This is a genomic window from Pseudomonas sp. Y5-11 (genome assembly GCF_022368695.1).
GTDB lineage: Bacteria > Pseudomonadota > Gammaproteobacteria > Pseudomonadales > Pseudomonadaceae > Aquipseudomonas > Aquipseudomonas parakoreensis.
Genome location: NZ_CP058974.1, coordinates 2674307 through 2694756 on the forward strand (window position 1 = coordinate 2674307; position 20450 = coordinate 2694756).

Consider the following 20450-nt stretch of genomic DNA (forward strand, 5'->3'; position numbering starts at 1 on the left):
GCGATCTTTGGATCGCCGTTTGTTTGTCTGGTGTTCCAAAACGAGTATTCAGAGCATCGCACGGTAGGCGCTAAGCGCCCGAACTGACTCAACCAATCCCTGGCGCCGCAAAAGGTCAAGGAACGGCTCGATCTCCATTGGCGGAAATTTCAGTTGTTGGCGCTGTCGTTGCGCCGCAGCGATAACAGCTGCCGGATTAAGGTGAAACAGGTTCTCGACAAACTCATCTGGGTGTTGGGCCTCGACGCCATAGGGGGCGAGGCAGGTATCGGGAAAATCTTTCAGGTTGAATGTCACGATCACCCCAGCGCCGCAGCGTATGGCTGCAGCCAATACATGGCGGTCGTTGGGATCGGGCAGGGAAAGCCCGGTGATCAGCGCTTCATAGTCACAGACACAGGCATCGGGTATCGCACGATCCATAAGCTCGGACGTGCGATCCAGTTGCTCCATCGTCAGATCGGTTCGCTTCTTCAATAAATTGCGTTTCCATTCGCCGTGAATCTCCTGGGTCCATCGGGCTCGAAATCGCCCCGAAAGCGCGAGCCACATCAGCAAGTCTCTAAGCGGGGCGGGGTACAAAACACATGCATCGTATACAGCGGTGAAAGGGGAATGCCTCACTCGTATCCTGTCCTTAAAGCCTGTGCCTGCTCCGCGAGAAGCGCCATTGCCTGCTCGCTGGCGGTATCGCGCCGGGTTTTATAGTCCATCAAATCGGCGAAACGCACACGTCGGTGCTTGCCGGTTTTGTGGTAGGACAACTCGCCGCTTTCCAGCAGTTTTATCAGGTGCGGGCGTGAGACATTGAGCAGGTCGGCGGCCTCCTGAGTGGTCAGTTCGGCATGCACCGGTACGACTTTGACGGCGTTTCCTTCAGCCAGCTCCGCCAGAATATCCATCAGTAGCCGCAGTGCCGACGTCGGAAGCTCGACCTGATGCGCCTGGTTCTGTTCGTCGAAAATCTGGATGTGCTGTGTTTCGAATTGGGTCGCCAGATAGGCGGCGAGCGCGCGTTTGCCTTCGATGGCGGCTTGGACTTCGCGCTCCACCGGGAGGTTGAGAGAGGGGTGGAGGACAATCGACATAATGGATTCCAGCATTCTGAATAAGATGCCGGAACGTTATTCGAATTAAACGAAAACCGCAATAAACGAAACAGGCGCTGGTTCAGTTCAGGTGTGTCAGCAAGTTTTCCATGTACTCCACAAATGCCCGCGCCTTCGCACTGACCATCCGTCCCGTGGGGAACACCGCCCACAAATCCTGATCCGGCAATGCCCAATCACTCATCACCGCCCTGACCGCGCCGCTTGCCAGCTCCGGGGCGAACATCCATTGCGAGGCAATCGCCAGGCCCTGATCGGCCAGCACGGCTGCGCGCAAACCTTCGGCGGCGCTGACGCGCAGGCGGCCGGTCAAGGTGTGTGTCTGCTGTTCGCTGCCTTTGGTGAAGGTCCAGGTGGCGCCGCCGCTGAGGTTGTAGACAATGCCTTGATGCTGATCCAGATCGGTCGGGCAGCACGGCTCACCGTGGCGGGCGAAGTAGGCCGGGCTGCCGAGCACCACGCGGCGGCAGTCGGCGATTTTGCGCGCGGTGAGGCTGGAGTCACTGAGCGGGCCCATGCGCAGGGCGACGTCGATGCCTTCTTCGACCAGATTGATGTTGCGGTCATCGAGCATCAGGTCGATGTTCAGGTGCGGATGCTGAGCGAGAAACGCCCCCAGTTGCGGCACGACGTGCAGGCGACCGAACGTCACCGCCGCGCTGATCCGCAGGTTGCCGCGCAAACCGCCGGCGCTGCCACGGGCGGCGTTATCGGCTTCGTTGGCTTCGTCGATGGCGCGTCTGGCTCGCTCAAAAAACGCCAGGCCGGCTTCGGTTGGCGTCAGGCCACGGGTCGAGCGCAGCAACAGGCTGACCGCCAGGCGCTTTTCCAGCTGAGCGATGGTTTTCGACACGGCGGGCTGGCCGATATTCAAGAGTCGCGCGGCGGCGGAAAACGAGCCGGTTTCGACGACGCAGACGAAGGTTTCCATGGCGGCGAGGCGGTCCATCTCAGGTCCTTGTGCAATCTTCAAGCATTCAGAGGAGCCCTGTGGGAGCGAGCTTGCTCGCGAAGGCGTCGGATCAGCCAGCACATTTGTTGAATATCAGACCGCTTTCGCGAGCAGGCTCGCTCCCACAGGGGAACAGTGTGTTGGCCAGGATATAGCTTTGCGAGTCGCTGAGTTTAATCCGTGGACAAGACTGTGCCATCGATCACATGCGGTAAAACAACCGAACGTCGTTCTGCAGATTCATGTGCTTGAGTAAAGATAACTCTAGAGTTACTTTTATTCGGCCGGAGCAAGAAGGCGGTAGGTGCAAAGCAGGCTATTGATCAAGGAGCTGGAGGAGGCAGGCTGGACGCTGGATCGAGTCACCGGCAGTCATCACATCTTCAGGCATCGTTACAACCCGTACACCATTCCCGTTCCCCACCCGAAAAAGGATTTGCCGCTGGGGACGGTCAAAAGCATCAGGAGGCGTGCCGGGTTGTACCACCCGCCAGCCAGCTGCAAGGGAGATCCATAATGCAATATCCGATCTGCATCGAATGGGGTGACGACAACACCGCCATCGGTATTCAGATACCTGACATTCCCGGCGCCGTCACGGCCGGGGACACTTTCGAGGACGCTTACAACGCAGCCGTTGAAGTTGCCCATCTCATGCTGCAGGAGATGGCGGCGGACGGCGAATCGATTCCGATGCCGACGTTGGCAGCAACCCATCGCAATAACCCGGAGTTTGCCGACATGGGCTGGGGCATGCTCGAGCTGGATATCTCGCCGTACATGGGCAAGACCGAGAAGGTCAACGTGACGTTGCCAGGCTATGTGATCCAGCGCATCGATCGCTATGTGCGTGAACACAATGTCAAAAGCCGTTCTTCGTTTCTGGCGGATGCGGCGATGGAGAAACTGGTTCGGTATTGAGCGTCATCGCTCCCATGGGCCCGGTGAACAACCTGTGGGAGCGAACCTGCTTGCGATGCTTTTGACGTCTTAAGCGGTTGCCAATGAACCACGTTGCGAAGCACTCAAAAACCGCACCAGCGCCAGCAGCGGGAACGCGCTGCCGATAATCACGATCCACAACCAGCCGCCGTGCTCATATACCGCACTGGCAACCGACGAGCCGAAGGCGCCGCCGATGAAGATGCTGGTCATGTACAGCGCATTCAGGCGACCACGGCTTTTGGCGTCCAGCGAGTAGACCGCGCGCTGGCCGAGAACCATGTTCATCTGCACGCAGAAATCCAGTACCACGCCGGTCACGGCCAGGCCGATGACGCTGTAGGCCGGGTGGATGAAGGCGGGCAGGAAGCTCAGGCTGGCGAACAGCATGGCCAGCAGCGAGGCGATGCGGGTGTGGCCGGCGTCCGCTAGGCGTCCGCTGATCGGCGCGGCGATGGCACCGATGGCGCCGACCAGGGCGAAGATCGCGATCTCGCTCTGCGACAGGCCATGGTTACGCGCCAGCTCCAACGGCACGGCGGTCCAGAACAGGCTGAAGGTGGCGAACATGCAACCCTGATAAAACGCGCGCTGACGCAGCACCGGTTGCTGGCGCAGCAATGTCCACAATGAGCCGATCAGTTGGCCGTATGTGGCGCTGTGATCCGGTTGACGCTTGGGCACGGTCAGCGCCAGCACCACGCTGATCGCTGCCATCAACGCCGCAGCAATCATGAACATCGCGCGCCAGCCGAAATGGTCAGCGACGACGCTCGATACCGGTCTTGCCAGCAGGATGCCCAACAGCAAGCCACCCATGATCCCGCCGACCACCCGGCCACGGGATTCTTCCGGCGCCAGATGTGCAGCCAGCGGAATCAGGATCTGCACCGACACCGAACTGAAGCCCACCAGCAAAGAGATCAGCAGGAACACGTTCGGCTGACTGGTGAACGCCGCGCCGAGCAGGCTGGCAATGGCCACCACGGTGGTGATGATCATCAGTCGGTGGTTTTCCAGCAGGTCGCCCAGCGGCACCAGGAAAAACAGACCCAGCGCATAACCGATCTGTGTCAGCGAGACGATGAAGCTGGCCATGGTGTCGGAGAGGCCGATGTCCGGTGCGATCAGACCAATGATCGGTTGCGCGTAGTAGATGTTGGCGACGATGGCACCGCAGCAAAAGGCGAACAGCAGCACCATGCCTCGGGTCATTGCGTGAGTTGTAGCGTTCATAAGGTTTCTCGATCCAGCGAAAGGGAATGCGGTGAGGCTAAGGGACGCACCGACGTGGCGGTAGAAGCCTTGTATCGATAGCAGTTATTCCGTTGCGGAATGATTGGCTTCAAGCGCGGTGTCGTCCATCGGCGAACCTTGCGTCCGGCCGGAGAGCGTCGATGATACATTCACTTACATCTTCTTCGATAGCGTGCTTATGTTTACCGCTGCTGTTCAACTGTTTACCAACGGAGGATTGCCATGTTGCGTCGGCTGCTGCGTCACACCACCACGATTGTCCTGATCGGTCTGCTTGGCGCCAGCGCAGTACAGGCTGCGGATGCCCCGGGGATGCGGATCGGCGTACGCGGCGAGATCACCGGAGTCAGCGCTGACTCGTTGAAAGTCCACGTCAACAGCGGCGAGAACGTGGTGATTCAATTGACCGCTGACACCAAAGTGCGCGCCGTCACCCTGGCCAATATCGAGGACATCAAACCCGGCAGTTACATCGGCTCGGCGGCCATGCCGCAAGAGGACGGTACGCTCAAGGCGCTGGAAGTGCATGTATTCCCACCAGAACTGGCCGGCAGCGGCGACGGCCATCGGCCGTTCGACCTGGCCAAGGGCAGCAGCATGACCAATGGCAGCGTCGGTGATCTGGTGGTGAGCAATGGCCGGGTGCTGACCGTCAACTACAAGGGCGGGCAGCAGAAGATTCTGGTGCCGGAGGACGTGCCGATCGTCAACCTGATGCCAGGGGATCGGAGTTTGCTCAAGGTCGGGGTGAAGATCGTGACGTTCGTCACGCAAGGCGCGGACGGCACGCTGACCGCGCAATCGATTTCCGCTGGCAAGGATGGCGTCACGCCGCCGATGTAACTGTAGGAGCTGCCGCAGGCTGCGATCTTTTGATCTTGGTTTTTAAAATCCAAGTCAAAAGATCGCAGCCTGCGGCAGCTCCTACAGGGGTTCGCCACAAAAAAGGCGACCTGTTGAGGTCGCCTTTTTCATTTCAGTTCACGCCTTACTGACCGGTATAAATCTGATCAAAGATCCCGCCATCATTGAAGTGGGTCTTCTGCACCGAACGCCAGTCGCCAAAGGTCTTCTCAACCGAGAGGAAGTCGACTTTCGGGAAACGATCGGTGTACTTCGCCAGCACTGCCGGGTCCCGTGGACGCAGGTAGTTGGCGGCGGCGATTTCCTGGCCTTGCGGCGACCACAGGTACTTCAGGTATTCATCGGCGGCAGCGCGGGTGCCTTTCTTGTCGACCACTTTGTCGACCACCGACACTGGTGGCTCGGCTTCGGCGGAGACGCTCGGGTAGATCACTTCAAACTGATCGCGACCGAATTCGCGAGCGATCATCTCGGCTTCGTTCTCGAAAGTCACCAGCACGTCGCCGATCTGGTTGGTCAAGAACGTGGTGGTCGCGGCGCGGCCACCGGTGTCGAGTACTGGTGATTGCTTGAACAGTTTGCCGACGAAGTCCTTGGCCTTGTTTTCGTCACCGCCATTTTTCAGCACGTAGCCCCAGGCCGAGAGGTAGGTGTAGCGGCCGTTGCCCGAGGTTTTCGGGTTCGGCACGATCACCTGCACGCCGTCCTTTAACAGGTCCGGCCAGTCTTTCAGGGCTTTCGGGTTGCCTTTACGGACGATGAAGACGGTGGCCGAGGTGAACGGCGCGCTGTTGTTCGGCAGGCGGGTGACCCAGTTTTCCGGCACCAGTTTGCCGTTGTCGGCGAGGGCGTTGATGTCGGTCGCCATGTTCATGGTGATGACGTCAGCAGGCAGGCCATCGATCACCGAGCGCGCCTGCTTGCTCGAACCGCCGAAGGACATCTGCACGGTGATGTTTTCGTTGTGCTCGGCCTGCCAGTGTTTCTGGAACGCCGTGTTGTAGTCCTTGTAGAAATCGCGCATCACGTCATAGGAGACGTTGAGCAGGGTCGGTGCGGCTTGAGCCACGCTGCCAAAGGCAAGACCGGCGGCGAGAAGTGAGGCGCCAAAGAGTTTTTTCACTGCGCATTCCTTGTTTTGTTTTGTGTAGGAGCTGCCGCAGGCTGCGATCTTTTGATTTTGGTCTAAAAACAAGATCAAAAGATCGCAGCCTTCGGCAGCTCCTACAGGGATTGTGGGTGATGCCAATTTGCTAGTGACTATAACGGGGCACGCATAGTCGTTTAAAGATTAAAAAGCTCTGTGCTTATTCCATTTTCTTGAACAGCTGACTGCCACACCGAGAGCAAAACGCTGCGTTCTGTTCATGGCTGTTTTTCTTGCACACCGGGCAGTCGTGTTGCAGCTGTTCGCCCCGCATGGCGTTGGCCAGTTCTGCGGTGAAGATCCCGGTGGGCACGGCGATGATCGAGTAACCGGTGATCATCACCAGCGAGGAAATTACCTGGCCCAGCGGGGTTTTCGGCACGATGTCGCCGAAGCCGACGGTGGTCAGGGTCACGATAGCCCAATAGATGCCTTTGGGGATGCTGGTGAAGCCGTGTTCCGGGCCTTCGATCACGTACATCAGGGTGCCGAACACCGTCACCAGGGTGCAGACGCTGACCAGGAATACCACGATCTTCTGCTTGCTGCCGCGCAGCGCCGACATCAAATAGTTGGCTTGCTTGAGGTATGGGCTGAGCTTGAGTACGCGGAAGATCCGCAGCATCCGGATGATCCGGATGATCAGCAGGTACTGCGCATCGCTGTAATACAGCGCGAGGATCCCCGGCACGATCGCCAGCAGATCCACCAGTCCGTAGAAACTGAAGGCGTAGCGCAACGGCTTCGGTGAGCAGTACAGGCGCAGGATGTACTCGCCGAGAAAAATGACGGTGAAGCCCCATTCGATGTAGGCCAGCACATCGGCGTAGTTCTGGTGAATGCTGTCGATGCTGTCGAGCATCACCACCACCAGGCTGGCAAGGATGATCAACAGCAAGGTGCCGTCGAAGCGCCGCCCGGCGAGGGTGTCGCTCTGGAAAATCATCACGTAAAGCCGTTCACGCCAACTGTTGCTGCTGTCCATGGATAACGCCTGAATTGAAGATCAGCGCAGCCTAGGTTGATTGTCCCCCTGTGCGCAAGGCGTGGCGTCGACGGCCGCTTTGCCGAGCATCTGGATCCCGGCGCGGATCAGCCAGCCGGCGAGGATGAACGGCGCGGTCAGCGTCGCCAGACCAAGGGCGGCGAACAGCGGGGTGACCAGCAGCGCCAGGACGATGCCCAGCAGCGGTAGCCACGGTTGTTGACGCTGTGAACTGAAGGCGAGGGCGGCGAGCACCGCGTTGTAACTGCCCAGTCCCAGCAACGCTGCAGCGGTTTCGTGGTGCAGCAGGCTGGATGCCAGGCCGATGCCGGAAGCCAGCAGCGCCCAGCAGAACGCGCGGCGATCGGCGATCAAAAGACCGATGCCGATCAACGCGCCGGCCAGCGGATGACCGAGGAACATCACCTGACCCAGTCCACGCAGTTCAGCGGCGAGCAGGTTCAGCGTGGTCATCTCGATGTGAGTCATCGGCGCAGACGGTTCGGCGAACAACAGTAACACCCAGCTCATTGCTACAAACGGTGAGGTGTAGGCCGGTATCGATCGGCTGCGGTACACGTGTTTAAGCCATTGCTGAGTGACCATCGCACTGAGGCCACCGGCCGCCAGAATCAGCGGCGGCAGCATCGGCGACCACGGGAAATACAGGCTCAGCACCAAGCCAAGCAGCACGCCGTTGTAACTGAACAACCCGGCCTGACGATCCGCCTTGACATAGTTGCGTCGTTGCGCGGTGAGCAGTCCGGCGACTGCACCGAGCAGCGCGCCGGCAAACAGCACCGGCGCAGTGAGCAGGATCGCCAGCAGGCACAACAGGCCGCACAGCGGATGGCGCTGGAGGAAAATCTGACTGAAACCGTTGAGCAAAGCCTCGGCCCAGTCGGGGCAGTGGGTGTTGAAATGATTGGCAGGCATGTTGAAAAAATCTGGGCAGTGGGACAATCAAAAGGTCTTGCTTACCTGTGGTGAGGGGATTTATCCCCGATGGCTGCGAAGCAGCCCCAAATCGGTGAATGCGGTTTTTCTGTGAAAACCGTCACTCTCTTGAAGCGGTGACTGCTGCGCAGTCAATCGGGGATGAATCCCCTCACCACAGGTTTTGTATTCACATCAAAATATGGGTCAGATCAGCGTTTCGATCCGCAGTGAGTTGGTCGATCCCGGCTGCCCGAACGGCACACCGGCGGTGATCAGCAAGGTATCGCCACGCTCGGCCATGCCTTGCGCCTGGGCGATTTCCAGCGCCGTCGAACACACTTCATCGACCTGACGCAGGCGATCGTTGACCACCGAATGAATGCCCCATGCCACGCTCAAGCGCCGCGCGGTCTGCAGGTTCGGCGTCAGGTTGAGGATCGGCGCTTTCGGTCGTTCCCGTGCCGCGCGCAAAGTCGAAGCGCCCGATTCGCTGTAGTTGACCAGCACCGCCACCGGCAGCACGTTGCTGATGCGGCGGATCGCGCAACTGATCGCATCGGACACCGTTGCCTCGGCTTTCGGTCGGCTGACGTCGAGTTGGGTCTGGTAGTCCGGACCGTTTTCCACCTGGCGAATGATTTTGCTCATCATCTGCACGGCTTCCAGCGGGTATTCGCCGGACGCGGTTTCGGCCGACAGCATCACCGCATCTGCGCCTTCAGCCACGGCGTTGGCCACATCGGTGACTTCGGCGCGGGTCGGGGCCGGGGAGAAACGCATCGATTCGAGCATCTGCGTCGCCACCACCACCGGTTTACCCAGTTCGCGGCAGGTGCTGATGATGTTCTTCTGGATTTGCGGCACGCTTTCCGCCGGCACTTCCACGCCGAGGTCGCCGCGAGCGACCATGATCGCGTCGCTCAGTTGGGCGATTTCGCGCAATTGCTCAACCGCCGACGGCTTCTCGATTTTCGCCATCAGGAAGGCCTTGTCGCCGATCAGCTCGCGGGCTTCGAGAATGTCCTGCGGGCGTTGCACGAACGACAGCGCCACCCAGTCCACCCCCAGTTCCAGACCGAAACTCAGGTCGCGGCGATCCTTGGCGGTCAGTGGGCTGAGGTCGAGCACCGCTTGCGGCACGTTCACGCCTTTGCGGTCCGACAGTTCGCCGCCGGCGAGCACGGTGGTGTCGATCGCGTCGGAGTATTTGCTGACCACGCGCAGGCGCAGTTTGCCGTCATCCAGCAGCAGATCCATGCCGGCTTCGAGCGCGGCGATGATCTCCGGGTGCGGCAGGTTCACCCGGCGTTCATCGCCCGGGGTCGGGTCCAGATCGAGGCGGAACGCCTGACCGCGATGCAGCTGCACCTTGCCGTCGGCGAACTTGCCGACGCGCAGTTTCGGCCCCTGCAAATCCATCAGAATGCCCAGCGGATAGTTGAGCTGGCGCTCGACTTCGCGGATCCACTGATAGCGCTTGGCGTGGTCGGCGTGATCGCCGTGGCTGAAGTTCAGGCGGAAGATGTTGACCCCGGCCTCGACCAGTTCACGGATGTCTTCGATGCCGTCGACGGCAGGCCCGAGGGTGGCGAGGATTTTGACCTTTTTATCAGGCGTCATGATTTGCAGTTCTCAAGGATCAGGATGGCGCGGAAGTCGTTGACGTTGGTGCGGGTCGGTTCGGTGACGATCAGCGCGTCGAGCGCCTCGAAGTAGCCGTAACCGTTGTTGTTATCCAGCTCGTCGCTGGCGCTCAAACCGAGGGCGGCGGCGCGGGCGTAGCTGTCCGGGGTCATGATCGCGCCGGCGTTGTCTTCCGAACCGTCGATGCCGTCGGTGTCACCGGCCAGCGCGTAGACGCCGGGCTGGCCTTTGAGGCTGTCGGTGAGGCTGAGGAGGAATTCGGCGTTGCGCCCGCCACGGCCATTGCCGCGTACGGTCACGGTGGTTTCGCCGCCGGAGAGAATCACGCACGGCGCTGCCAGTGGCTGCCCGTGATTGATGATCTGCCGGGCGATGCCGGCGTGGACCTTCGCCACTTCGCGGGATTCACCTTCCAGGTCGCCAAGGATCAGCGTGCTGAAACCGGCCTGGCGGCATTTCACCGCCGCGGCATCCAGCGATTGCTGCGGGCGGGCGATCAACTGGAAATGGCTGCGGGTCAGGCTCGGGTCGCCGGGTTTGACGGTTTCCGATTCCGGGCTTTGCAGCCAAGTACGCACGGACGCCGGGACTTCGATGCCGTAGCGCTTAAGGATCGCCAGCGCTTCGGCGGAAGTGCTCGGGTCGGCCACGGTCGGGCCGGAAGCGACGACCGTGGCGAGGTCGCCCGGCACATCGGAAATCGCATAGGTATAGACAGTGGCAGGCCAGCAAGCCTTGCCGAGGCGCCCGCCCTTGATCGCCGAGAGGTGCTTGCGTACGCAGTTCATTTCGCCGATGGTCGCGCCGGATTTGAGCAGGGCTTTGTTGATCGACTGCTTGTCCGCCAGGGTGATACCTTCGGCCGGCAGGGCGAGCAGGGCAGAGCCGCCACCGGACAGCAGGAAGATCACGCGGTCGTCTTCAGTCAGATTGCTGACCAGTTCCAGCACGCGTTTGGCCACGGCCAGGCCGGCAGCGTCCGGTACCGGGTGCGCGGCTTCGACCACTTCGATTTTTTCGCACGGGGCGCCGTGACCGTAACGGGTCACTACCAGGCCCGAGACTTCGCCCTGCCAGCTGCGCTCGACCACTTGTGCCATGGCAGCGGCGGCTTTGCCGGCGCCGATGACGATCACCCGACCCGTGCGATCGGCAGGCAGATGGGCTTCGAGGACCTGGTTCGGATGGGCCGCGTCGATGGCTGTGGCAAACAGCTCACGCAGCAGTTGTTGCGGATCGACCGACATGGCGGGCTCCCGGAATTCTTGTTATTGGGATGGAACGACAACGGTGCAGCGACGCGATCCTTGTGGGAGCTGGCTTGCCAGCGATTCAGGCGCCGCGGTCATTCAGGCGGACCGAGTCGATGCCATCGCGGGCAAGCCCGCTCCCACAGGGAGCGAGCCAGAAGCGCAGATTACTTCTTGTCGCGAATCGAGAAGTTGGCCATGTGTTCCAGGCCCTTGATCAGCGCCGAGTGGTCCCAGTTGCTGCCACCGATCGCCGCGCAGGTGCTGAACACTTGCTGGACGTTGGCGGTGTTCGGCAGGTTGATGTTCAGTTCCTTGGCGCCTTGCAGGGCCAGGTTCAGGTCCTTCTGGTGCAGGCTGATGCGGAAGCCCGGGTCGAAGGTGCCTTTGATCATGCGCTCGCCGTGCACTTCGAGGATCTTCGACGAAGCGAAACCGCCCATCAGCGCTTCACGCACCTTGGCTGGATCGGCACCGTTTTTCGAAGCGAACAGCAGGGCTTCGGCCACGGCCTGAATGTTCAGCGCGACGATGATCTGGTTCGCCACCTTGGCGGTCTGACCGTCGCCATTGCCACCGACCAGGGTGATGTTCTTGCCCATGGCCTGAAACAGCGGCAGGGCGCGTTCGAAGGCATCGGCATCGCCACCGACCATGATGCTCAGGGTCGCGGCCTTGGCGCCGACTTCACCGCCGGATACCGGGGCGTCGAGGTACTGCGCGCCTTTTTCGTTGATCTTCGCGGCGAAGGCCTTGGTGGCGGTCGGCGAGATCGAGCTCATGTCGATCACCACTTTGCCTTTGCCGATGCCAGCCGCGACGCCATCGGCGCGGAACAGCACGTCATCGACCTGCGGGGTGTCCGGGACCATGACGATGATGAATTCGGCTTCCTGCGCCACTTCGCGCGGGTTGGCCAGGGCGACGGCGCCAGCAGCTACCAGGTCGGCCGGAGCGGCGTCGTGGTGCGCCGACAGGAACAGGCTGTGACCGGCTTTCTGCAGGTTCGAAGCCATTGGGTGGCCCATGATGCCGGTGCCGATAAATCCGATTTTAGCCATGAGAAAATCCTCTTGTTTTTGTGTGGCTCTCTGTAGGAGTTGGCGAAGCCTGCGATCTTTTGATCTTGATCTTGAAAAGCAAAGTCAAAAGATCGCAGCCTTCGGCAGCTCCTACAGGAATGACCGTGTTCGATCAGATTGCGTTATGCGTTTTGAGCCAGCCCAGACCGGCTTCAGTGGTGGTCAGCGGCTTGTATTCACAGCCGACCCAACCCTGATAACCAATCCGATCCAGGTGTTCGAACAGGAAGCGGTAGTTGATCTCGCCAGTGCCCGGCTCATTGCGCCCCGGGTTGTCCGCGAGCTGCACATGGTTGATCTCGGCCAGGTGCGATTGCAGGGTGCGGGCCAGATCGCCTTCCATGATTTGCATGTGGTAGATGTCGTATTGCAGGAAGAGGTTGGCGCTGCCGACCTGCTCGCGAATCGACAGGGCTTGCGCCGTGTTGTTCAGGTAGAAGCCCGGGATGTCGCGGGTGTTGATCGCTTCCATCACCAGTTTGATGCCCGCCGCCTGCAGCTTGTCGGCCGCGTACTTGAGGTTGGCGACGAAGGTCTTTTCCACGGTGGCATCGTCGACGCCTTGCGGGCGGATACCGGCCAGGCAGTTGACCTGGGTGTTGCCCAGCACCTGCGCGTAGGCAATCGCCAGATCGACCCCGGCGCGGAACTCTTCAACGCGATCCGGCAGGCAGGCGATACCGCGCTCACCCTTGGCCCAGTCACCGGCCGGCAGATTGAACAGCACTTGGGTCAGCCCGTTGGCATCGAGCTTTGCCTTGATTTCGGCAGAGCTGAAGTCGTACGGGAACAGGTATTCCACACCACTGAAACCGGCCTTGGCGGCGGCGTCGAAACGGGCAAGGAAATCCTGTTCGGTGAACAGCATGGACAGGTTGGCTGCGAAACGCGGCATGGTGGTCTCCTGTTGCGAATTAATGATGATGGCTTTGTGTAGGAGCTGCCGCAGGCTGCGATCTTTTGATCTTGATCCTGAAAAACAAGATCAAAAGATCGCAGCCTGCGGCAGCTCCTACAGGGGAGTAACCGCGGCCATCAAATCCCGGCAGATCAGTCGAGCAGCGAAATCGCCGTTGGCGCGTCGTTGCCGACCAGCGCCAGGTCTTCGAATTCGTTGACGGCGTTGATCTCGGTCCCCATGGAGATGTTGGTCACACGCTCCAGGATGATTTCGACGATCACCGGCACCTTGAACTCTTCGATCAGCTCTTCGGCCTTGCGCAGGGCAGGGGCGATGTCCGCCGGTTCGAACACACGCAGCGCTTTACAGCCCAGGCCTTCGGCGACGGCGACGTGGTCGACACCGTAACCGTTGAGTTCCGGCGCGTTCAGGTTATCGAAGGACAGCTGCACGCAGTAGTCCATTTCGAACCCGCGCTGGGCCTGACGGATCAGGCCCAGGTACGAGTTGTTCACCACGACGTGGATGTAAGGCAGTTTGAACTGAGCGCCGACCGCCAGCTCCTCGATCATGAACTGGAAGTCATAGTCCCCCGACAGGGCCACGACTTTACGGTTCGGATCGGCCTTGACCACGCCCAGCGCTGCCGGAATGGTCCAGCCCAAGGGGCCGGCCTGACCGCAGTTGATCCAGTGACGCGGCTTGTAGACGTGCAGGAACTGCGCGCCGGCAATCTGCGACAGACCAATGGTGCTGACGTAGCAGGTGTCTTTGCCGAACACCTGATTCATTTCTTCGTAAACGCGCTGTGGCTTGACCGGCACGTTGTCGAAGTGGGTCTTGCGCTGCAGGCTGGCCTTGCGCTGCTGGCAATCCTGCAGCCAGGCACTGCGGTTTTTCAGCTTGCCGGCGGCTTGCCATTCGCGGGCGACTTCGATGAACACGGTCAGCGCGGCAGCAGCGTCGGAGACGATGCCCAGGTCCGGGGTGAACACACGGCCGATCTGCGTGCCTTCGATGTCGACGTGAATGAACTTGCGACCTTCGGTGTAGACGTCGACCGAACCGGTGTGACGGTTGGCCCAACGGTTACCGATGCCCAGCACCACATCGGATTTGAGCATCGTCGCATTGCCGTAACGGTGCGACGTCTGCAGACCGACCATGCCGACCATCAGCGGGTGATCGTCAGGAATGGTGCCCCAGCCCATCAGGGTCGGGATCACCGGAATACCGGTCAGCTCGGCGAACTCCACCAGCAGATCGCTGGCATCGGCGTTGATGATGCCGCCACCGGCTACCAGCAATGGACGCTCGGCCTGATCCAGCAGCGCCAGCGCCTTTTCGACCTGAACGCGGCTCGCGGTCGGTTTGGCCAGCGGCAGTGGCTGGTAAGCGTCAATGTCGAATTCGATTTCAGCCATCTGCACGTCGAACGGCAGGTCGATCAGCACCGGGCCTGGACGGCCGGAGCGCATTTCGTAGAAGGCTTTCTGGAACGCGTAAGGCACCTGGCCTGGCTCCAGAACGGTGGTCGCCCACTTGGTGACGGGCTTGACGATGCTGGTGATGTCGACCGCCTGGAAGTCTTCCTTGTGCATACGGGCGCGAGGTGCCTGGCCGGTGATGCAAAGGATCGGGATCGAGTCGGCCGAGGCGCTGTAGAGCCCGGTGACCATATCGGTACCGGCCGGGCCGGACGTACCGATGCACACGCCGATGTTGCCGGCCTTGGTGCGGGTGTACCCCTCGGCCATGTGCGACGCGCCTTCGACGTGGCGAGCGAGGACGTGATCGATGCCACCGACTTTTTTCAGTGCGGAGTACAGCGGGTTGATCGCTGCACCCGGAATGCCAAAAGCGGTATCAACCCCTTCACGGCGCATCACCAGAACGGCGGCTTCGATTGCTCTCATTTTGCTCATGGTTTTGTGCCTCTTTACGTTTTGTAATTGTATACAAGTGGCTTTGCGCAGAGTGTATTCACGGCGGACGGCGCAGGTCAATCCATTTTCTCAAGCGTCTGTTTCATTCGTCGGAAGCCATTTTTACTGTGGCTTTTCGTCGCATGCGGCGCTTTTCGAGAATTATTGTATACAAAAAAATAATTTATTGTGTTCTATTTGTGGCATCGGGCTGCGGCACAAACGCGCAGTTCCACGACTTTCCCAATAACAAAATGAGGACGGCACCATGAGCGCTTTAACCTTGAAAGTCGCAGTCAACCTGGTCGAACAGGCCATCACTACCGGGCGCGGGATCAACGCCGCGCCGCTGACCATCGCGGTACTCGACACCGGCGGCCACCTGATCACCCTGCAACGCGAAGACGGCGCCAGCCTGCTGCGCCCGAACATCGCCATCGGCAAAGCCTGGGGCGCCATCGCCCTGGGCAAGGGCTCACGCCTGCTGGCACTGGATGCGCAACAACGCCCGGCGTTCATCGCCGCACTCAACAGCATGGGCCAGGGCAGCGTCGTGCCTGCGCCGGGCGGGGTGTTGATTCGTGATCAGGCGGGAAATGTGCTGGGCGCGATCGGGATCAGCGGTGATCTGTCGGATATTGACGAGCAGGTCGCGATCAAAGCGGTGGAGGCGTTGGAGTTGAGGGCGGATGCGGGGGTGGCGGCTTGATTTTGTAGCGTCTGAACTGAAGTTTTCGCGAGCAAGCTCGCTCCCACAGGTTTGTGTTCTGACACATAAAGTGTGAACACCTCAAATCTCCTGTGGGAGCGAGCTTGCTCGCGAAGGCGATTCAACGGACACATCTGGCTAACAGTCTTGACGCTTCCTCCCCGTGTGCAGATCTAACCTTTCAGGTCATCTCTTGAAAGGGGCAAAGGAATGCCGAAAATTTCCGCTTCACATCGCTTGCGCTTTGGTCGTTACGACGAGCTCAACCGAATTTATCTGCTGACTGCCAATACGCTAAATCGCGAACCCGTTTTCCGCGATTTTGCGTTAGGCAGGTTGGTCGTTGCCCAATTTCGAAGCGCCCAAGAGCAGGGCTTTGCCAACTCTTTGGCGTGGGTGGTTATGCCTGACCACTTCCATTGGTTGATCGATTTGAAGCGAGGTTCCTTGAGTGACCTGATGCAACGGACAAAATCCTTAAGCGCGCGGGCAGTGAATCTGGCTGCGAATAGAGAAGGCAGCCTATGGCAGCAGGGATTTCACGATAGGGCACTACGGCGAGAGGAGGATCTGGTGAAAATAGCGCGATATGTCGTGGCCAACCCATTGCGGGCAGGTTTAGTGCAGAAGCTTGGCGACTATCCGCTGTGGGATGCCATTTGGGTCTGACAGTCAAACCTGGTCGCTCCATTCGCGAGCAAGCTCGCTCCCACATTGGATCTGCGGCGTTCACAAATCCCTGTGGGAGCGAGCTTGCTCGCGAAGCAGTCACCGCGGTCTATCAGTCCGGCTCGCACCCCTTCAACACCAACCGGATAATTGTCTGCGCCGCCGCTTCGTAATCCGCCTCGTCCAGCTTGTCCTTTCCCGTCACCGCAGAAATCTGCCAGTCGAAGTCGGCGTAGGTCTGGGTCGCGGCCCAGATGCTGAACATCAGGTGGTTGGGGTCGAGCGGGGCGATCTGGCCGCGGTCGATCCAGCTCTGGATGCAGTCGATGTTGTGCTTGGCCTGGCTGTTGAGCTGCTCGACCAGGTCGGCGCTCAGGTGCGGGGCGCCGTGCATGATTTCGCTGGCGAACACTTTGGAGGCGAAGGGCAGGTCGCGGGAGATGCGGATCTTCGAGCGGATGTAGCCGCTGAGCACTTCGCTCGGCACGCCGTCCGGGTTGAACGGGGTCGAGGCCTGCAGGATCGGCACGATGATGCTTTCCAGCACCTCGCGGTAGAGGTTTTCCTTGGACTTGAAGTAGTAGTAGACGTTGGGCTTGGGCAATCCTGCCTTGGCGGCGATGTCGCTGGTTTTGGTCGCAGCGAAGCCCTTGTCGGCGAATTCCTCACTGGCGGCACGCAGGATCAGTTCTTTGTTGCGCTCGCGGATTGTGCTCATAAACCCGGTGGTTCCTTGCCTGTTCTGGCGGTTGCGCATGGTAGCACCGGCCTCGCGCATGGCTCAAGAATGCCCCGTGTGGCCCGCAGTCGCGGTATGCTGCGCGGCATTATTCACATAAGGAAACACGATTCATGGCAGGAAGCAGTTTGCTGGTGCTGATCGACGATATTGCCACCGTTCTGGATGACGTGGCGTTGATGAGCAAAATGGCCGCGAAGAAGACCGCCGGGGTACTCGGCGATGATCTGGCGCTCAATGCCCAGCAAGTCTCCGGGGTTCGCGCCGAGCGGGAAATTCCCGTGGTCTGGGCGGTGGCCAAGGGCTCGTTCGTCAACAAACTGATTTTGGTGCCGTCGGCGCTGGCGATCAGCGCATTTGTGCCGTGGCTGGTGACGCCGCTGCTGATGGTCGGCGGCGCGTACCTGTGTTTCGAAGGCTTCGAGAAACTCGCGCACAAGTTCCTGCACAGCAAGGCCGAAGATGATGCCGACCACGCGCAACTGAGCGCTGCGGTGGCCGAGCCGACCACCGATCTGGTGGCCTACGAGAAGGACAAGATCAAAGGCGCAATCCGCACCGACTTTATCCTCTCCGCAGAAATCATCGCCATTACCCTCGGCACCGTGGCCGACGCTTCGCTGACCCAGCAAGTGATCGTGATGTCGGGCATCGCCATCGTCATGACCGTGGGCGTTTATGGTCTGGTGGCCGGCATCGTCAAACTCGACGACCTCGGTCTGTGGCTGACGCAGAAATCCGGCTCGGCAGCAAAAAGCATCGGCAATGCGATCCTGCGCGCCGCGCCGTACATGATGAAAGGCCTGTCGGTGATCGGTACAGCGGCGATGTTCCTCGTCGGTGGCGGCATCCTGACCCACGGCATCCCGGTGGTTCATCACTGGATTGAAAGTGTCGGCGCAGCGGCTGGCAGTGCCGGGTTTGCCGTGCCTGTGTTGCTCAATGGCGTAGCGGGGATTATCGCAGGCGCGGCGGTGCTGGCGGTGGTGTCGGTCGTGGGCAAAATCTGGCGTGCGATCAAGGGATAAACCCATCACCCCTGCTCGCGAAGGCGTCGAGTCAGTCACCCCTTTCGGGTCTGATGCACCGCATTCGCGAGCAGGCTCGCTCCCACACTGGATTTCAGTGATCCATGAAAAAGGGCCATTCGACTCGCATCGAATGGCCCTTTTTTGTTGCCGCTGAAGTTACTCGGCAATCTGCAGCTTGCGCGACTCGGTGTAGACGTAGCGCACTTTCTCGTACTCGAACGGCGAGTTCATCTGGCCGTAGCGGAAGTTGGTCTGGTAGCGCTTGTCGACTGCACGCAGGGCCCAGATTTCCGGGTGGTTTTCGCTGACTTTCGACACGTTCAGGTAGTTGATCGCCGATTCGGCGGTGTAGTCCACGGCCAGGCCGGCGGTATCGCGGATGTTCGACGGGCCGAGAATCGGCAAGACGAAGTAGGCGCCGCCCGGTACGCCGTAGAAACCCAGGGTCTGACCGAAGTCTTCGCTCTGGCGCGGCAGGCCCATGGCGGTCGCCGGGTCCCACAGGCCGGCAATGCCGATGGTGGTGTTGAGCAACAGGCGCGCGGTGGTTTCCATCGAACGCTTGCCCTTGAACTGCAGCAGGCTGTTGACCAGGTTTGGCACATCGCCGAGGTTGTTGAAGAAGTTGCTCACCCCGGTGCGCAGGAAGCTCGGCGTCACATAGCGATAACCGTCGACCACCGGCAGGAACACCCATTGGTCGAAGCGGTAATTGAAGTGGTAGACGCGGCGGTTCCACGACTCCAGCGGGTCATAGACGTTGAGCGCGTTGAGTGTCGAACGTTCGAACTCGCGTTGGTCCAGCCCCGGGTTGAACTTGAGTTTGGACAGCGGCTCCTTGAAGCCGTCGCTGTCGACCACCACTGGCGCGTTGGCTTTGCTGTTGTCGGCCTGGGCCACGCCTGCACTGAGGAGCGCTGCAATCAGCAGGAGATATTTAGCCACGGAAGAACTCCAGCATGGCGTCGCTGTTGACGCGGTAGTTAAGGTTGCCGCAATGGCCGCCCAGTGGGTAAACAGTCAGGCGATCACCGAAGGTCTTGCGCAGGAAACCCAGGTCGCCAGGGCCGAGGATCACGTCGTCAGCGTTGTGCATGACCGCGATTTTCGGGCTGTCATGCAGGTAATCCTTGAGTGCGTACAGGCTGACCTGGTCGATCAGTTGCAGCAGGCTGCCGCCGTCGGTACGGGCGCGCCACATCGGGATCACCTGTTCGGTCAGGTAGCAGTCGAAGTCGCATTGCAGCGCACGCTTGAGAAACGGCGTGAGGCTGGTGCCTTCGGTGATCGGGAATTTCGGCGGAGTGATCAGGCCCCGACGGTTGATCAGATCGGAGGTGAAGGCAATGTCGGCGGCCGAGAAGCGGAACGAGGTGCCGATCAGCATCGCCATCTGCTCGTTGGTCAGGTGCTGTTTGGACTGCTGGAAGTCGTAGAGCAGGGCGTCGTTGAGGTCGATGTAGCCTTTCTGCTGGAAGTAGCGGGTCAGCTTGTTCAGCACCAGTTCATAGAAAGTGGTGCTGTTGTTGATGCCCTTCACCTCGGTCTGTACCAGCTTGTCGAGGTTGCTGATGGACGTGTAGAGGTTGACCGGCGGGTTGAGCAGCAAGACTTTCTTGAAGTTGAAACTGCGTCGGGTCTCGTCCAGGTGCGCGACGAACGCGGCATCCAGCGCGCCAAGGCTGTAGCCGCTGAGGTAGTACTCGGTGACCGGCAGTTTCGGATGTTGCGCGCGCACGGCCTGCATCACCCGGTACATGTCTTCGGCGTCTTCCTTGGTGATGCCCGGGGTGGCGAAGCGTGAAGCGGCGCTGATGAAGTCGAAGCTGGTTGGCGACGACAACTGCACGACGTTGTAGCCGGCCTTGTAATAAAGCTTCTTCAGGTACTCATTGAGCGAACTGTCATAACGCGCACCGGTGCCGGCGATCAGGAAGATCAGCGGCGCCGGTTTGTCCTGCTCGGCGATACGGTAGGTGAGTTTTTTCACCGGCCAGAAGTTGTCCGGGAGGATGAAGGCCCGTTCCGGGCGCAGGGTGATGCTGTGGTCGGACTGATTGATCTCGTCGTTCGACGGCAATTCCGGACGCAGGTCCGGTGGCGTGGTGGCGATGGTCGCCTCGAACGGGTTGGTCAGGGGATAGCCATAACTGGCGGCATCGATATCCACCGCCAGTGCGGACGCACTCAGAATAAGGCCGCTGAACAGCGCGGCGAAGCGCAAGGAACGGAGCATGACTGGATCCCTTAAAGGAAGGTGCCGAATGAAGTTCGCAGGCTATGACCACCGGGCTTGCGCCAAAGT

General features: G+C 60.1%; 21 protein-coding genes. 6 read left to right on the forward strand and 15 right to left on the reverse strand.

Features of this window, described 5'->3' with window-relative positions:
• Positions 1-48: 48 nt before the first annotated feature.
• From HXW87_RS12025 to HXW87_RS12035, 3 genes are all read right to left on the reverse strand, one after another.
• A complete protein-coding gene (locus HXW87_RS12025) occupies positions 49-624 on the reverse strand; it encodes a PIN domain-containing protein (RefSeq protein ID WP_182404132.1) in 576 nt (191 codons plus the stop codon).
• Positions 621-1088, reverse strand: a complete 468-nt coding sequence (locus HXW87_RS12030) for a helix-turn-helix domain-containing protein (RefSeq protein WP_095667166.1) — start codon at positions 1086-1088, stop codon at positions 621-623. Before HXW87_RS12030 ends, HXW87_RS12025 begins: the two co-directional genes overlap by 4 nt.
• Positions 1089-1170: 82 nt before the next feature.
• The gene (locus HXW87_RS12035) at positions 1171-2058 is read right to left on the reverse strand and encodes a LysR family transcriptional regulator (RefSeq protein WP_239778962.1); all 888 of its coding nucleotides are present in this window, start codon (positions 2056-2058) and stop codon (positions 1171-1173) included.
• Positions 2059-2365: 307 nt separating this feature from the next.
• On the opposite strand from HXW87_RS12035, the gene HXW87_RS12040 reads away from it, so the two are divergent.
• Entirely contained in the window at positions 2366-2578 is a 213-nt protein-coding gene (locus tag HXW87_RS12040; RefSeq protein ID WP_041072921.1) for a type II toxin-antitoxin system HicA family toxin, read from the forward strand.
• Entirely contained in the window at positions 2578-2982 is a 405-nt protein-coding gene (locus HXW87_RS12045; protein ID WP_239778963.1) for a type II toxin-antitoxin system HicB family antitoxin, read from the forward strand. The genes HXW87_RS12040 and HXW87_RS12045 overlap by 1 nt, the downstream gene beginning before the upstream one ends.
• Positions 2983-3051: 69 nt before the next feature.
• On the opposite strand, the gene HXW87_RS12050 is transcribed toward HXW87_RS12045, so the two are convergent.
• A complete protein-coding gene (locus HXW87_RS12050; RefSeq protein WP_239778964.1) occupies positions 3052-4239 on the reverse strand; it encodes an MFS transporter in 1188 nt (395 codons plus the stop codon).
• Between the two features lie 243 nt (positions 4240-4482).
• Between HXW87_RS12050 and HXW87_RS12055 the strand changes: the two genes are divergently transcribed.
• Entirely contained in the window at positions 4483-5103 is a 621-nt protein-coding gene (locus HXW87_RS12055; protein WP_041072915.1) for a DUF5666 domain-containing protein, read from the forward strand.
• A gap of 145 nt (positions 5104-5248) precedes the next feature.
• On the opposite strand, the gene HXW87_RS12060 is transcribed toward HXW87_RS12055, so the two are convergent.
• The 8 genes from HXW87_RS12060 to gcl form a co-directional block, all read right to left on the reverse strand.
• On the reverse strand, positions 5249-6247 hold the full coding sequence (locus tag HXW87_RS12060; RefSeq protein ID WP_239778965.1) for a sulfate ABC transporter substrate-binding protein: 999 nt from the start codon (positions 6245-6247) through the stop codon (positions 5249-5251).
• Positions 6248-6431: 184 nt separating this feature from the next.
• Complete coding sequence (locus HXW87_RS12065) at positions 6432-7256, reverse strand: ion transporter (protein ID WP_239778966.1); 825 nt, start codon at positions 7254-7256, stop codon at positions 6432-6434.
• Positions 7257-7277: 21 nt separating this feature from the next.
• Positions 7278-8192: an urea transporter gene (locus tag HXW87_RS12070; RefSeq protein ID WP_239778967.1), complete on the reverse strand. Its 915-nt coding sequence runs from the start codon at positions 8190-8192 to the stop codon at positions 7278-7280.
• 207 nt (positions 8193-8399) lie between these two features.
• The gene (pyk, locus tag HXW87_RS12075) at positions 8400-9815 is read right to left on the reverse strand and encodes a pyruvate kinase (protein WP_131670002.1); all 1416 of its coding nucleotides are present in this window, start codon (positions 9813-9815) and stop codon (positions 8400-8402) included.
• Positions 9812-11086, reverse strand: a complete 1275-nt coding sequence (locus HXW87_RS12080) for a glycerate kinase (protein WP_239778968.1) — start codon at positions 11084-11086, stop codon at positions 9812-9814. Before HXW87_RS12080 ends, pyk begins: the two co-directional genes overlap by 4 nt.
• A gap of 170 nt (positions 11087-11256) precedes the next feature.
• Positions 11257-12150 (reverse strand): 2-hydroxy-3-oxopropionate reductase, encoded by an 894-nt coding sequence (locus tag HXW87_RS12085; RefSeq protein ID WP_239778969.1) that lies wholly within the window; start codon positions 12148-12150, stop codon positions 11257-11259.
• 133 nt (positions 12151-12283) lie between these two features.
• Positions 12284-13066, reverse strand: coding sequence for a hydroxypyruvate isomerase (gene hyi / locus HXW87_RS12090; protein WP_007961652.1), 783 nt, complete (start codon positions 13064-13066; stop codon positions 12284-12286).
• Positions 13067-13221: 155 nt separating this feature from the next.
• Positions 13222-14997 (reverse strand): glyoxylate carboligase, encoded by a 1776-nt coding sequence (gene gcl / locus HXW87_RS12095; RefSeq protein ID WP_041072901.1) that lies wholly within the window; start codon positions 14995-14997, stop codon positions 13222-13224.
• A gap of 268 nt (positions 14998-15265) precedes the next feature.
• On the opposite strand from gcl, the gene HXW87_RS12100 reads away from it, so the two are divergent.
• Together HXW87_RS12100 and HXW87_RS12105 are read left to right on the forward strand one after the other, a co-directional pair.
• Positions 15266-15706: a heme-binding protein gene (locus HXW87_RS12100; protein WP_239778970.1), complete on the forward strand. Its 441-nt coding sequence runs from the start codon at positions 15266-15268 to the stop codon at positions 15704-15706.
• Between the two features lie 210 nt (positions 15707-15916).
• Positions 15917-16375 carry a transposase gene (locus HXW87_RS12105; RefSeq protein ID WP_182404135.1) on the forward strand — a complete coding sequence of 153 codons (459 nt, stop codon included), beginning with the start codon at positions 15917-15919 and terminating at the stop codon, positions 16373-16375.
• Between the two features lie 112 nt (positions 16376-16487).
• Here the strand turns inward: HXW87_RS12105 and HXW87_RS12110 are convergent, their stop codons facing one another.
• The gene (locus HXW87_RS12110) at positions 16488-17093 is read right to left on the reverse strand and encodes a TetR/AcrR family transcriptional regulator (protein ID WP_047292618.1); all 606 of its coding nucleotides are present in this window, start codon (positions 17091-17093) and stop codon (positions 16488-16490) included.
• 134 nt (positions 17094-17227) lie between these two features.
• Between HXW87_RS12110 and HXW87_RS12115 the strand changes: the two genes are divergently transcribed.
• Positions 17228-18142 carry a DUF808 domain-containing protein gene (locus tag HXW87_RS12115; protein ID WP_121184391.1) on the forward strand — a complete coding sequence of 305 codons (915 nt, stop codon included), beginning with the start codon at positions 17228-17230 and terminating at the stop codon, positions 18140-18142.
• A 159-nt stretch (positions 18143-18301) separates the two neighbouring features.
• Here HXW87_RS12115 and HXW87_RS12120 read toward each other — a convergent pair whose 3' ends face one another.
• Together HXW87_RS12120 and HXW87_RS12125 are read right to left on the reverse strand one after the other, a co-directional pair.
• The gene (locus tag HXW87_RS12120) at positions 18302-19090 is read right to left on the reverse strand and encodes a VacJ family lipoprotein (RefSeq protein ID WP_041072896.1); all 789 of its coding nucleotides are present in this window, start codon (positions 19088-19090) and stop codon (positions 18302-18304) included.
• Entirely contained in the window at positions 19083-20381 is a 1299-nt protein-coding gene (locus HXW87_RS12125) for a serine/threonine protein kinase (RefSeq protein ID WP_041072894.1), read from the reverse strand. The genes HXW87_RS12120 and HXW87_RS12125 overlap by 8 nt, the downstream gene beginning before the upstream one ends.
• Between the last annotated feature and the right edge of the window lie 69 nt (positions 20382-20450).